Annotated in this window: 13 protein-coding genes; 4 read left to right on the top strand and 9 right to left on the bottom strand. The window is 55.1% G+C overall.

The genetic code is table 11. The features are described from left to right. Nucleotides 1-14: 14 nt before the first annotated feature. The 3 genes from coaE to yacG are packed head-to-tail and all read left to right on the top strand — an operon-like array spanning nucleotide 15 to nucleotide 1596. Nucleotides 15-635, top strand: a complete 621-nt coding sequence (gene coaE, locus RZ35_RS01505; protein ID WP_026741718.1) for a dephospho-CoA kinase — start codon at nucleotides 15-17, stop codon at nucleotides 633-635. Continuing rightward, a complete protein-coding gene (zapD, locus tag RZ35_RS01500) occupies nucleotides 635-1387 on the top strand; it encodes a cell division protein ZapD (protein ID WP_026741717.1) in 753 nt (250 codons plus the stop codon). The genes coaE and zapD overlap by 1 nt, the downstream gene beginning before the upstream one ends. A gap of 11 nt (nucleotides 1388-1398) precedes the next feature. Beyond that, nucleotides 1399-1596 carry a DNA gyrase inhibitor YacG gene (yacG, locus tag RZ35_RS01495; RefSeq protein WP_026739125.1) on the top strand — a complete coding sequence of 66 codons (198 nt, stop codon included), beginning with the start codon at nucleotides 1399-1401 and terminating at the stop codon, nucleotides 1594-1596. Between the two features lie 9 nt (nucleotides 1597-1605). Here yacG and mutT read toward each other — a convergent pair whose 3' ends face one another. The 3 genes from mutT to secM form a co-directional block, all read right to left on the bottom strand. Then, entirely contained in the window at nucleotides 1606-2004 is a 399-nt protein-coding gene (gene mutT / locus RZ35_RS01490) for an 8-oxo-dGTP diphosphatase MutT (protein ID WP_026741716.1), read from the bottom strand. A 76-nt stretch (nucleotides 2005-2080) separates the two neighbouring features. Continuing rightward, nucleotides 2081-4783, bottom strand: coding sequence for a preprotein translocase subunit SecA (secA, locus tag RZ35_RS01485; protein ID WP_026741715.1), 2703 nt, complete (start codon nucleotides 4781-4783; stop codon nucleotides 2081-2083). A 101-nt stretch (nucleotides 4784-4884) separates the two neighbouring features. Next, nucleotides 4885-5385 (bottom strand): secA translation cis-regulator SecM, encoded by a 501-nt coding sequence (gene secM / locus RZ35_RS01480; RefSeq protein WP_026741714.1) that lies wholly within the window; start codon nucleotides 5383-5385, stop codon nucleotides 4885-4887. A 28-nt stretch (nucleotides 5386-5413) separates the two neighbouring features. On the opposite strand from secM, the gene RZ35_RS01475 reads away from it, so the two are divergent. Further along, entirely contained in the window at nucleotides 5414-5935 is a 522-nt protein-coding gene (locus RZ35_RS01475) for a DUF721 domain-containing protein (RefSeq protein ID WP_026739121.1), read from the top strand. 26 nt (nucleotides 5936-5961) lie between these two features. Here the strand turns inward: RZ35_RS01475 and lpxC are convergent, their stop codons facing one another. The 6 genes from lpxC to murC form a co-directional block, all read right to left on the bottom strand. After that, nucleotides 5962-6879 carry a UDP-3-O-acyl-N-acetylglucosamine deacetylase gene (gene lpxC, locus RZ35_RS01470; protein ID WP_026741713.1) on the bottom strand — a complete coding sequence of 306 codons (918 nt, stop codon included), beginning with the start codon at nucleotides 6877-6879 and terminating at the stop codon, nucleotides 5962-5964. Between the two features lie 100 nt (nucleotides 6880-6979). After that, on the bottom strand, nucleotides 6980-8134 hold the full coding sequence (gene ftsZ, locus RZ35_RS01465) for a cell division protein FtsZ (RefSeq protein WP_026741712.1): 1155 nt from the start codon (nucleotides 8132-8134) through the stop codon (nucleotides 6980-6982). A 72-nt stretch (nucleotides 8135-8206) separates the two neighbouring features. Then, nucleotides 8207-9463, bottom strand: a complete 1257-nt coding sequence (gene ftsA / locus RZ35_RS01460) for a cell division protein FtsA (RefSeq protein WP_026741711.1) — start codon at nucleotides 9461-9463, stop codon at nucleotides 8207-8209. Continuing rightward, the gene (gene ftsQ, locus RZ35_RS01455; protein ID WP_026741710.1) at nucleotides 9460-10317 is read right to left on the bottom strand and encodes a cell division protein FtsQ; all 858 of its coding nucleotides are present in this window, start codon (nucleotides 10315-10317) and stop codon (nucleotides 9460-9462) included. The genes ftsA and ftsQ overlap by 4 nt, the downstream gene beginning before the upstream one ends. A 1-nt stretch (nucleotide 10318) precedes the next feature. Further along, complete coding sequence (locus RZ35_RS01450) at nucleotides 10319-11236, bottom strand: D-alanine--D-alanine ligase (RefSeq protein ID WP_026741709.1); 918 nt, start codon at nucleotides 11234-11236, stop codon at nucleotides 10319-10321. Between the two features lie 6 nt (nucleotides 11237-11242). Continuing rightward, entirely contained in the window at nucleotides 11243-12658 is a 1416-nt protein-coding gene (gene murC / locus RZ35_RS01445; protein ID WP_051625431.1) for a UDP-N-acetylmuramate--L-alanine ligase, read from the bottom strand. Between the last annotated feature and the right edge of the window lie 11 nt (nucleotides 12659-12669).

Here is a 12669-nt window from a genome sequence, read left to right as displayed (position 1 = left end):
TGCAGATCGATACCATGGCATACATCGTAGCGCTTACAGGCGGTATCGGCAGCGGCAAAAGCACCGTCGCTGAAGGTTTCGCCCGGCAAGGCATCACTATCATCGATGCGGACATTATCGCCCGTCAGGTCGTTGAGCCAGGAACGTCAGCGTTGTCCGCTATCGCAAAACGCTTCGGCCCCGAGATACTGAACACCGACGATACGCTCAACCGCGCCGCCCTACGGGAAAAAATTTTTTCCGATGAACGTGAAAAAGCGTGGCTAAACCAATTGCTGCATCCATTAATCCACGCGGAAACCCAACGCCAGTTGCTTGCCGCCCCCGGTCCATACGTGATGTGGGTGATCCCCCTGCTAATCGAAAGCGGCCTGCAATCGCAGGCGCAACGTGTTCTGGTTGTGGATGTCACCCCGGAAATTCAGCTACAGCGTACGCTGGCGCGAGATGGGGTTTCCCTCCAACAGGCGGAAAAAATTCTGGCCGCACAAGCCACGCGAGAACAGCGTCTGGCTTATGCCGACGACATCATCGACAATAGCCATAGCCAGAGCGAACTCGCTCCACAAATTGCCATGCTGCATCAGCGCTATCTTGAGCTGGCGGCAACCGCAAAAGACAGGATGACAAAATAATGAGTGATGCTTCCTCAACCCTATTATTTGAATATCCGCTGAATGAGAAAACGCGGACCTGGCTACGTCTCGAGTTTCTGCTTCAACAAATGCATGACAACCAGATGCTGGAACACATGGGGAACGCGCTGGGATTTTTCCGCGCCGCTACCGACCTGTTGGATATACTCGAACGCGGCGACGTTCGACCCGATTTGATGAAAGAACTAGAACGCCAGCAGCAGAAGTTAACACAGTGGCAGGACGTGCCCGGCGTCGATCAGGCGCGGATTGACGCCTTTCGCCAGCAGTTACGCCAACAGGCCAGTCAACTGATGGCCGCCCCGCGTATGGGCCAGAGCCTGCGAGAAGATCGCCTTATTGGCATGGTGCGCCAACGGCTGAGCATCCCTGGGGGATGCTGTAACTTCGACTTGCCGACGCTGCATAGCTGGCTGCATCAACCTGTCGAGCACAGAAACCGCCAGGTCAGCGTCTGGCTCGACAGCGTCGCCCCGTTCGAACAAACGCTGGGGATGATTCTGGACCTCATCCGCAACTCAGCGATCTTCCGTCCACAAATCAGCCTGAAAGGCTTCTATCAGGACAATGCAGCCGACGCCGACCTCCTGCGCATACAGATCGCACAGGAGCATCAGCTATACCCACAAATTTCTGGCCACAAGAGCCGTTATGCGATTCGCTTTATGCCGCTGGACAGCGAGCATGGGCAAGTGCCCGACCGCCTGACGTTCGAACTGGCTTGCTGTTAGGAGTGACTAAGATGAGCAACGATATCACCACCGTAAAATGTCCAACCTGCGCCAAACCTGTGGTGTGGGGAGAACAAAGCCCTTACCGCCCTTTCTGCAGCAAACGCTGTCAGTTAATCGATCTCGGGGAATGGGCTGAAGAAGAGAAACGCATTCCCAGTAATGAAGCGATTACTGACAGCGAAAACTGGAGCGAAACCAAGTATTAACCTGCGGTATTACGCCGACTGCTTTAGCCAGCGGATCATCTCCGCATTCGCTGGCGGAAATTCCTCTTCTTGCAGTTCGTCGACGGTCAGCCAGCGCGACGGCTGCCCCTCCCGGCCATAGGGTTCTCCTTGCCAATGTTCTACCAGGAAAAAATGCAGCGTGATGAGCCGATCGCCCGTGGAAAATGTTTTATCCGTCAGCGCCTGAGGGTCGTGCGCCTCAATCCCTGTTTCCTCACGCAATTCACGAATCAATGCCTGTTCGGGGGTCTCCCCCGCTTCCACTTTTCCACCGGGAAACTCCCATTTACCGGCCATGTGCGAGCCAGCCTGGCGGCAGGCGATAAAAAACTGTCGCTGGGCGTTACGAATAATGCCTACTGCGACTGACAAAGGTTTCTGCGTCATAAGCCTTTCCCCAAGTAAAAGGCGGTCAATGACCGCCTTTATTGATACCGATAATGTTATCCAACCGTGATGAAGACTAGTTCTGGATACGTCCGTGGCACTGTTTGTATTTCTTGCCCGAACCGCAAGGGCAAGGATCGTTACGGCCGATTTTACGCTCGGATGAACCACCCGCAGACGGCGCGGCAGTTGCTTCGCTTTGATGGCTCAGCTGCTGCTGGCTCGCCAGTCGTTCAGCTTCCTCACGGCGCTGTTGTTCCAGCGCTTCGATCTCTTCCGGCATGCGAACCTGAACTTTGCTCAGCGTGCTGATGACTTCATATTTCAACGCTTCCAACATCGCTGCAAACATGGAGAACGACTCACGTTTGTNCTCCTGCTTCGGATCTTTCTGCGCATAGCCGCGTAGATGGATGCCCTGGCGCAGATAGTCCATCGCTGCCAAATGTTCTTTCCACAGGGAGTCCAGCGTCTGCAGCATTACGCCTTTTTCGAAGTTGCGCATGACATCGACGCCCACAACCTCTTCTTTGCGGGCGTAAACTTCCATCGCCTGCTGGTGGATACGTTCACGCAGCGTTTCTTCATGCAGCTGAGGCTCTTTTTCCAGCCATTCAGCAATTGGCATTTCCAGATCGAAATCGTTTTTCAGACGCTGTTCCAAACCGTCGATATCCCACATTTCTTCCAGAGACTGCGGCGGAATATGGTTATCGATCGTCGCTTTAAACACATCGTCACGAATACTGTTGATTGTTTCGCTGATATCGGCGGAGTTCAGCAGTTCATTACGCTGCGTGTAAATAGCACGGCGCTGGTCGTTCGCGACATCATCATATTCCAGTAGCTGCTTACGGATATCGAAGTTACGGTTTTCCACCTTACGCTGTGCATTGGCAATGGCTTTGGTCACCCAAGGATGTTCGATGGCTTCGCCTTCCTTCATCCCCAACTTACGCATCATGTTGGACACACGGTCAGAGGCGAAGATACGCATCAGAGCATCTTCCATTGAAAGATAGAAACGAGAAGAACCGGCATCCCCCTGACGACCGGAACGGCCACGCAGCTGGTTGTCGATACGACGCGATTCATGGCGCTCGGTGCCGATGATATGCAAACCGCCCGAAGCCAGCACCGCATCGTGGCGCAACTGCCAGTCTGCTTTGATGGCGGCAATCTGCTCTTCCGTCGGGGCTTCCAACTGGGCGATCTCCGTCTGCCAGCTGCCGCCCAGCACGATGTCCGTACCACGACCGGCCATGTTGGTGGCGATGGTCACGGCGCCCGGGCGACCGGCCTGCGCGACAATATCCGCTTCCATGGCATGGAACTTGGCGTTCAGAACGTTGTGTTTGATTCCTGCGCGAGTCAACGCGTCGGAGACCACTTCCGATTTCTCAATCGAGATGGTCCCCACCAGCACCGGCTGACCATTCGCCGTACGCTCCCTGATGTCTTCGATAATGGCGTCGATCTTCTCCCGCTCTGTCATATACACCAGATCGGGCAGGTCTTTACGGATCATCGGGCGGTTTGTCGGGACGACAATGGTATCCAGCTTATAGATAGAGCTGAATTCGAAAGCTTCGGTATCCGCAGTCCCAGTCATCCCCGCCAGTTTTTCGTACAGACGGAAGTAGTTCTGGAAGGTGATGGAGGCCAGCGTCTGGTTTTCGTTGTTAATGGTGACGTGTTCTTTCGCCTCAACGGCCTGATGCAGGCCGTCAGACCAGCGACGCCCCTGCATGGTACGACCGGTATGTTCGTCGACAATGATAACTTCGCCGTCTTTAACGATATAATCGACGTCGCGCGTGAACAAGACGTGCGCCCGCAGACCAGCGGTCACATGATGCATCAGCATAATATTCGAAGGCGAATACAGGGATTCGCCTTCTTCCATGATGCCTTCTTTTACCAGCAGTTCTTCAATTTTCACCAAACCACGTTCGGTCAGATTGACCTGACGGGATTTCTCATCCACGGAGAAGTGGCCTTCGCCCTGGAACGTGTCGGAATCTTCTTTTTCCTGACGGATCAACGACGGGATGATTTTATTGACGCGGATGTACATCTCGGAGCTGTCTTCGGCAGGTCCAGAAATGATCAGCGGGGTACGCGCTTCATCAATCAGGATGGAGTCGACTTCATCCACCAACGCGTAGAACAGCGGGCGCTGAACGCGCTCTTCCGGGCTGAACGCCATATTGTCGCGCAGGTAGTCAAAACCGTATTCGTTGTTGGTGCCATAAGTGATATCGGCTGCATACGCTTCACGCTTTGCCGGCGCCGGCATGCCTGGCAGGTTGATCCCCACCGTCAGACCAAGAAACTCGAACAGCGGACGGTTGTTCTCGGCATCACGCTGCGCCAAGTAGTCGTTTACGGTAACAACATGCACGCCGCGACCGGTCAGGCCATTCAGGTAAGCAGGCAGCGTCGCGGTCAGCGTTTTACCTTCACCAGTACGCATTTCAGCGATGCAGCGTTCATTAAGCACCATCCCGCCCAGCATCTGAACATCAAAGTGGCGCATGCCGAAAACTCGTTTACTCGCTTCACGTACGACGGCAAAGGCTTCGGGCAACAGCGCTTCCAGCGTTTCCCCTTTCTTGAGACGTTCGCGGAACTCCTGCGTTTTGGCTTTTAGCTCGTCATCAGACAGCTTTTCCATAGCCGGTTCAAGCTGAGCAATAACATCTACAGTTTTACGCATACGGCGTAAGGTACGGTCGTTACGGCTACCGAAAACTTTGGTCAATAGTTTTACTAACATAATAATTTTAATCTCTACAATACCACCGTCTCTACCGTGGCATAACATCAGAAAACCAGGCGAACTCACCCGGCTATTGCGCGTGTTGACAGAAAAGCGGTTTAACTGAGCGGTCCGGCGCGTATCCCTAGCGTCTGGGCGAGCCAGATCCCGGAATGATGGGATAGCGTGGATACGGCGGAGAAGTAGGTGGTTACATCCAGCGCCGGCACCCTATTTTCCTGGGTCAGTAGCGCGTGAAGCGTTTCAATCAGGATTTGGTGCTGTGCAGGCGAGGCGACGACCACTTCAGCCACCGAAGAAGGCTGCGGCGCAGTGAGTGCAAACGATAAGTGCCGGATAACAGTGCGAATGGCATGCTGATGCCAATAATCAATGCCGACGGATGAACGCCGATGGGCATCTTTTAATGCCACTAAATTGGTCAGGCTAAAGGCGGAAACATTATGGCGACTGATAGCCGAAGTCGACAGGGACGACGTATTTTGGGATTCGCACAGACTAACGGGCAGACCAAAACCAGCCGCGACCATCCCCAGCAGGAGATGCGGCCAAAAATAACGTCTGCCAAATTGTCGCCAACGATTTAGAATACCAATCACAAGTTTACTGTCCGTCGGAGCCTGCGTTATGCGTGATAGTCGTCCACAGTCACTAGAATCTTTTTTTGATAGCGCATCGGAAACCGGAAGCGGTCCGCTACGGGATATTCAGCAGCGCGCTGCCGCGCTGGTAAAGCTTAATCGCGCCGTCTGCGCGATATTGCCTGCGCAAATGCACCCTTGGTGCCGCGTGGCGAACTACCGGCGGAATCTGCTGGTGCTGGAAACCGCGAACGCCAGCTGGATGATGCGGCTACGTTATGAACAGCCAGCGCTNCTCTCCGCTTTGCGTGCTCAAATACTACCATCATTAGCCGCAATCGACATCCGGATTAATCCCTCGCTTGCTGCTAAAGCGCACCAAAATAATAAGCCGTCGGAAACCACAACCGGCGTTGGTTCTATCGATGCGCCGAAGCGACGTTCACTGAGTCCGCAAAGTGCAGAGATATTGAATGGATTAGCGGAAAACAGCCCGGAAAGGTTACAGCGGATATTAAAAAGACTGGCTTCACTGGCCGGAGAGAAAACCAGTGATAACCAGTCATGAAAACGACAAGTTGTTGTTCTGACTCGTCAGGCGAGTACCGTCGAAGGCGCTTTGAACGCCAGCGGCATTTCCGCCTCATCTTCAAAGGTCACGTATTCCCACGCTTCCTGTTTTGCCAGCACAGCCTGCAGCAGTTTGTTGTTCAGCGCATGACCAGACTTGAATGCCGTGAAGGCACCAATAATGTTATGGCCGCACATAAACAGGTCGCCGATGGCATCCAGCATTTTGTGACGAACGAACTCATCTTCAAAACGCAGACCGTCATCGTTCAGCACACGATAATCGTCAACGACAATCGCGCAGTCAAAGCTGCCGCCCAGGCACAGCCCGCGGGACTGGAGATATTCAATATCTCGCATGAAACCGAAGGTCCGCGCACGGCTGATCTGACGGACGAAAGAGTCCGCAGAGAACTCTAGCTTGTAGCGCTGTGCGCCAGAGTCGATCGCCGGGTGGTTGAAGTCGATGGTGAAGTCCAGATTGAAACCGTTATAAGGCTTCAGTTCCGCCCACTTGTCGCCATCTTCTACACGCACGGTATCTTTTATCCGCACGAACTTCTTAGCGCAGTTCAGCTCTTCAATACCGGCATCGAGCAACAGGTAAACGAACGGACTGGCGCTGCCGNCCATAATCGGAATTTCGGGAGAATCGACTTCGATCATCACGTTATCGATACCCAGACCCGCCAGCGCGGCGTTCAGATGCTCCACGGTCGAAATTCGCACGTCATGCTCATTGACCAGGCAAGTACAGAGCATGGTATCACGCACGGATTTGGCATCAGCCGGAAAATCAACCGGTGGATTCAAGTCAGTGCGACGATAGATGACCCCGGTATTTGCCGGTGCAGGACGCATTGTCAGGGTGACTTTTTTGCCGGTATGTAAACCGACCCCTGTCGCCTGTACGATACGTTTTAATGTACGTTGTTTGATCATCGTGTTATCTCGCATTTAATCCGAACCAACGGCCCTAGTCTATACCAAGGCCGGCGGCACAGTTTAGCACAAAGAGCGGAGAATCCAACCAAGCGGCCGGTTAATCGGCCTGCTTGCGCAGGAACGCCGGGATATCCAGATAATCCGGCTCTTTGTTAGGCTGCGCGTTCTGGTCGTTGACGACCTTGGCGGCAGCCGGTTTTTCCTGCGGCAGAGGGGACATGCCATGCTGCTGGTAACGATGGTCCATTACCGGCTGGCTGCTCTGCTTGTTGGTCACCAGCGTGATTTCCGGACGTTTGTCCATGCCGATGCCGGTCGCCACCACGGTGACGCGCAGTTCGTCGTTCATTTCCGGGTCCAGAGACGTACCGATAACCACGGTCGCGTTGTCGGAAGCGAAAGCACGGATAGTATTACCCACCGTTTCGAACTCATCCAGACGCAGGTCGAAGCCCGCCGTGATGTTGACCAGAACGCCACGGGCGCCGGACAGATCGATATCTTCCAGCAGCGGACTTGAGATCGCCATTTCGGCCGCTTCTTCCGCACGGTCTTCGCCACGCGCCACGCCGGAACCCATCATGGCATAGCCCATTTCGGACATCACCGTGCGAACGTCCGCGAAGTCGACGTTCATCAACCCCGGACGAGTAATCAGTTCTGCGATACCTTGAACCGCCCCTTTCAGCACGTCGTTGGCGGCGCCGAACGCATCCAGCAGGGAAATGCCGCGTCCCAGTACTTTCAGCAGTTTGTCGTTCGGGATGGTGATCAGGGAATCCACGTGCTTGGACAGCTCCGCGATGCCCTGTTCCGCAAATGCCATGCGTTTTTTGCCTTCGAAGTTGAACGGCTTGGTCACGACAGCAACAGTAAGTATGCCGAGATCTTTAGCCACTTCGGCCACGACCGGGGCAGCGCCCGTACCTGTACCACCGCCCATACCGGCTGCGATAAATACCATATCGGCGCCTTCGAGAGATGCGCGCAACGCCTCGCGGTCTTCTTCAGCAGAGTTACGGCCGACTTCCGGGTTAGCCCCAGCACCCAGACCTTTGGTAATACCGCTACCGATCTGAATGGTCTGCCCAACCGCCGTTTTACGCAGTGCCTGCGCGTCAGTGTTAACCGCAAAGAACTCAACGCCTTCAATGCGCTCACGCACCATATGCTCGACCGCGTTACCGCCGCCGCCACCGACGCCGATGACTTTTATCACCGCGTCGTTGGTTAATTCCATAGGTTCAAACATAGTTTCTCTCCGTCTTATGCCTGTGTTACTTCGAGATCAAAAAAGCTGTGCCTGGATCTCTTTTGATAACCGTTAAAATTCTTTTCTCAGCCAGCTATTCAGTCGCTTAAACCAATGGCTCACTGAGGCGCGTTTTTCTACTTCATGCTCACCGTTCAGGTGAGATTCTTTACCGTAGTGCAGCAACCCTACCGCCGTAGAGTAGTAGGGCTCCTGCGCATAATCCGTCAGGCCCGTGATGTTCAGCGGTTGCCCGATACGCACCTGCGTATGGAACACACGCTGGGCGCATGCGGCCAGGCCATCAATCTGTGCGGCTCCCCCCGTCAGCACAATACCGGCCGCCAGATGATGCTTGACGCCCTGCTGACGCAACTGCTCCTGTAACTGCAATAGCTCGTCGTTCACCAGATTCAGCAGCTCGGTGTAACGCGGCTCGATGACTTNAGCCAGCGTCTGGCGTTGCAGACTACGAGGCGGACGCCCGCCCACGCTGGGAACTTCAACCGCTTCGTCTTTGCTCACGATGGAGCCCAACGCGCAGCCGTAGCGAACTTTGATCGCCTCGGCGTCCGTAGGCGGAGTACCAAAAGCGTAAGCAATATCGCTGGTGACCACATTACCTGCGTACGGAATCACCTTGGTGTGACGCAGCGCGCCGCCAGTATAGACCGCCATGTCCATGGTGCCGCCGCCGATATCAACGACGCAGACGCCCAGTTCACGTTCGTCTTCAGTCAGCACCGCATAGCTGGATGCCAGTCCGGCGAAAATCAGCTGGTCGACTTTCAGTCCGCAACGCTCAACGGCTTTGACGATGTTCTTCGCCATATCGTTATGGCAGGTGATCAAATGCACCTTTGCCTGCATACGCACGCCGGACAACCCTACCGGATTCTTGATGCCTTCCTGGTAGTCGATCGCGTATTCCTGCGGAATGACGTGCAGGATGCGATGTTCATCGCGTACGCGAACGGATTTCGCCGTGTGGACGACGCTTTCCACATCGTCCATCGTCACTTCTTCTTCGGAGATCGGCACCATGCCAATCTCGTTCTGGCAGCTGATATGTTTGCCGGACAGCGCCAGATAAACCGATGAGATCTGGCAGTCTGCCATCAACTCTGCCTGGTCGATGGCGCGCTGTACGCATTTCACCACCGACTCCAGGTCGTTCACGCCGCCTTTATCCATACCCCGTGACGGGCAGCTACCCACACCGATAATATTGACCATGCCATCGGGCAGAACTTCCCCTACCAGCGCAGCCACTTTTGCTGTACCGATTTCCAGCCCAACTACCAGTTTTCTGTCCGTCGACTTGATCATTGCTGTTTAGCCTGTGCCTGATTCTGTTGCTGATTACCGTTTTGGTGACGATCAATGTCTTCTTGCTGATCGATAAACGCCGGACCCCAACCTACCGCCGCGCCTGAGTCGTAACGCAGATCCACATAGTTAATCCGCTTGTTTCCGTCCTTCNCCTGCTGTTGAAGAAGCGGATACAACTCAATAAATCGCGCCAGACGGCGAGCCTGATCGTCGCGTCCCAACTGCAGGCGGATATCGTCTTCCAGACCGACCTGCCAGGAATGGCGCGCGGTCATCGCAACCATTTTCAGCTGAAACTTGCCGGCGCTCAGTATCTGGTTAATGTTTCGATACCCTTCCAGCACGTCGGCTTCGCTGCCTTCCGGTCCGTACAGCATCGGCATCTTTTTATTACCGATACGTTCCGCCGGTACGCTGAATGCGTTTCCATCGCTGTCAACCATCAGTTGGTCATTCCAACGTGCGAAAGGCACGTATTCAACCAGATGAATCTTTAATTCGTCCGGCCACTGCTTGCGTACGCTGGCCTGTTTAATCCACGGCAGCCGTTCAATCTGCTGCTGAATGACGTTAACGTCCTGCGTCATAAACGTGCCCGGCGCCCCGAGCGACAGTATCGCCTGACGAATGTCGTCGTTGGTGGTGTAGATTCTTTCTCCCGTCACCACCAGCCGGGACAGCGGCAGCCGGCTGGCGTCTTTCATCCACCCCACCACCATCCAGCTACCCCAGGCGATGGTGCCCACCACCATCAGCAGGAAAATCATGCCCGCCAGTTGGCCGCCGTTGCTGCGACGCGCGCCGTTGGATTCGGGCTCGCGTCCGCGTGTGTTAAGCGCCGCTTGCGACATATCAGCTCGCCAGCTCCAAAATGCGTGTCACCAATTGTGGAAACGTCAGGCCATGCTGTCTGGCAGCCATCGGCACCAGACTGTGCTCGGTCATGCCCGGCGAGGTATTGACCTCTAACAGGTAAAATCTGCCGTCATCCATCATTACATCAACCCGTCCCCAACCGCTGCAGTCCAGCGCGCGATAGGCCGCCAGAGACAGGGAAGCCAGTTCGCTTTCCTGCTCCGCCGTCAAACCGCTTGGGCAGAAATAGCGAGTGTCTTCCGACGCGTACTTCGCCTGATAATCGTAAAACGTGCCTGTCGTCTCAATGCGGATCGACGGCAGTGTTTCGTCACCGAGAATAGCCACCGTAAACTCCGGACCGCTCAACCACTTTTCCACCATCACATTTTCGTCATGATTGAAGGCCGCTTCCAGCGCCGTAGGTAATGCATCAGCCTGCTCGACTTTGCTCATTCCAACGCTGGAACCCTCCCGACTCGGCTTGACAATCAAAGGCATACCGAGAGGTTCTACTAACTCTAGCAAACCAGATGGATTACTGCGCTGAAACTGACGCCGATTCAGCACGATATAAGGCGCTACCGGTAAATTTGACGCCTGCCAAATCTGTTTGGTGCGACATTTATCCATCGTAAGCGCCGACGCCATGACGCCGCTGCCGGTATACGGCAGCCCCAGTTGCTCCAACGCGCCCTGCATGGAACCGTCTTCGCCTCCACGCCCGTGAAGCGCAATAAATATCCGACTAAACCCTTGTTCTTTAAGGAAACTGACCGGGAAATCGCGGGGATCTATCGCTCGCGCATCCACTCCAGCTTCCCGCAAACCGGCCAATACGGCCTGCCCAGAGAGCAAAGAGATATCGCGTTCTGCGGATGATCCCCCTAGCAATACAGCAACCTTTTCAGTCATTCCGGTTTACCCTCTGACCTGCGGCTGTAGGCGTGAATCCGCCAGCTTGCGGGCCAGTTTGCCGATATTACCCGCGCCCTGAACCATCACGAGGTCCCCATCTTGCAGCGCCGGTGCCAACAATTCAGGTAAACTCTCTATATCCGGCACTAAAATCGGATCAATCTTACCTCTTCCGCGAATTGTACGGCATAAAGAGCGGCTATCTGCCCCTGGAATAGGCGTTTCTCCTGCCGAATAAACGTCCAGCATCAGTAACACGTCCACCTGAGACAGCACGTGCGCGAAGTCGTCGTACAAATCACGCGTACGCGTATAGCGGTGAGGCTGGAAAATCATCACCAGCCTTTTTTCCGGCCAGCCCGCCCGCGCCGCTTTGATCGTAGCGTCCACTTCGGTGGGATGATGGCCATAGTCATCCACCAACATGACCGCGCCGCTTTTACCGTTCACCGGCTCCAGAGAATATTCGCCCAGGAAGTCGAAACGGCGGCCGGTGCCTTCGAAACGCTCGAGCGCCCGCAGGATCGCGTCGTCTTCAATACCTTCTTCTGATGCGATAGCAACCGCCGCCGCCGCGTTCAACGCATTGTGGCGACCCGGCGCATTCAGGGTTACGTGCAGCAGTGGTTTCCCCTGACGCTCCAATGTAAAGTGGCCCTGCGCCCCCACCTGACGGTAGCTGGCGATACGCACATCGGCATCGTCGCAGAATCCGTACGTCGTCACGTGGCGTCCCACACGCGGCAGCAGTTCGCGAACAACCTGATCGTCCAGACACATCACCGCGTGCCCATAAAACGGCAGGTTGTGCAGAAAGTTGATAAACGTCTGCTTCAGGTTCTCGAAATCGCCCTGATACGTATCCATATGATCGGCTTCGATATTGGTCACAATCGCCGCCATCGGCTGTAGATGCAGGAAAGACGCATCGCTTTCATCCGCTTCTGCGATCAGGTAGCGACTGGATCCCAGTCGCGCATGCGTACCCGCCGCTTTTACCAGCCCGCCATTGACGAATGTGGGGTCCAGCCCGGCTTCCGCATAAATACTGGTGACAATCGCCGTCGTCGTTGTTTTGCCGTGCGTACCCGCGACCGCGATGCCGTGACGAAAGCGCATCAGTTCCGCCAGCATTTCCGCTCGACGAATCACCGGGATACGCGCTTCCTTCGCGGCGATGATTTCCGGGTTGTCGCCGGAAATGGCGGTGGATACAACCACCACGCTCGCGCCATTCACATTTTCTGGACGATGGTGGAAATAGATCTGCGCGCCCAGGTCGCTCAACTGCTGCGTGACCGCATTCGGCGCCAGATCGGAGCCGCTAATCTCATAGCCTTCATTAACCAGAACTTCGGCGATACCGCCCATGCCGGCACCACCGATGCCAACAAAGTGGATGTGCCGGACACGGTGCATCTCGGGCACGA

The sequence above is a fragment of the Lonsdalea quercina subsp. quercina genome, assembly GCF_000688655.1.
Taxonomy (GTDB): domain Bacteria; phylum Pseudomonadota; class Gammaproteobacteria; order Enterobacterales; family Enterobacteriaceae; genus Lonsdalea; species Lonsdalea quercina.
Note: the sequence above shows the minus strand (reverse complement) of the source record. Positions and strands in the feature narration are given on the sequence as shown.

What these genes read in the sequence shown, in the direction of transcription:
- coaE (WP_026741718.1), top strand. Translation starts at nt 15, where the DNA reads ATGGCATACATCGTAGCGCTTACAGGCGGTATCGGCAGCGGCAAAAGC.
- zapD (WP_026741717.1), top strand. Translation starts at nt 635, where the DNA reads ATGAGTGATGCTTCCTCAACCCTATTATTTGAATATCCGCTGAATGAG.
- yacG (WP_026739125.1), top strand. Translation starts at nt 1,399, where the DNA reads ATGAGCAACGATATCACCACCGTAAAATGTCCAACCTGCGCCAAACCT.
- mutT (WP_026741716.1), bottom strand. Translation starts at nt 2,004, where the DNA reads ATGACGCAGAAACCTTTGTCAGTCGCAGTAGGCATTATTCGTAACGCC.
- ftsZ (WP_026741712.1), bottom strand. Translation starts at nt 8,134, where the DNA reads ATGTTTGAACCTATGGAATTAACCAACGACGCGGTGATAAAAGTCATC.
- RZ35_RS01450 (WP_026741709.1), bottom strand. Translation starts at nt 11,236, where the DNA reads ATGACTGAAAAGGTTGCTGTATTGCTAGGGGGATCATCCGCAGAACGC.
- murC (WP_051625431.1), bottom strand. Translation starts at nt 12,658, where the DNA reads ATGCACCGTGTCCGGCACATCCACTTTGTTGGCATCGGTGGTGCCGGC.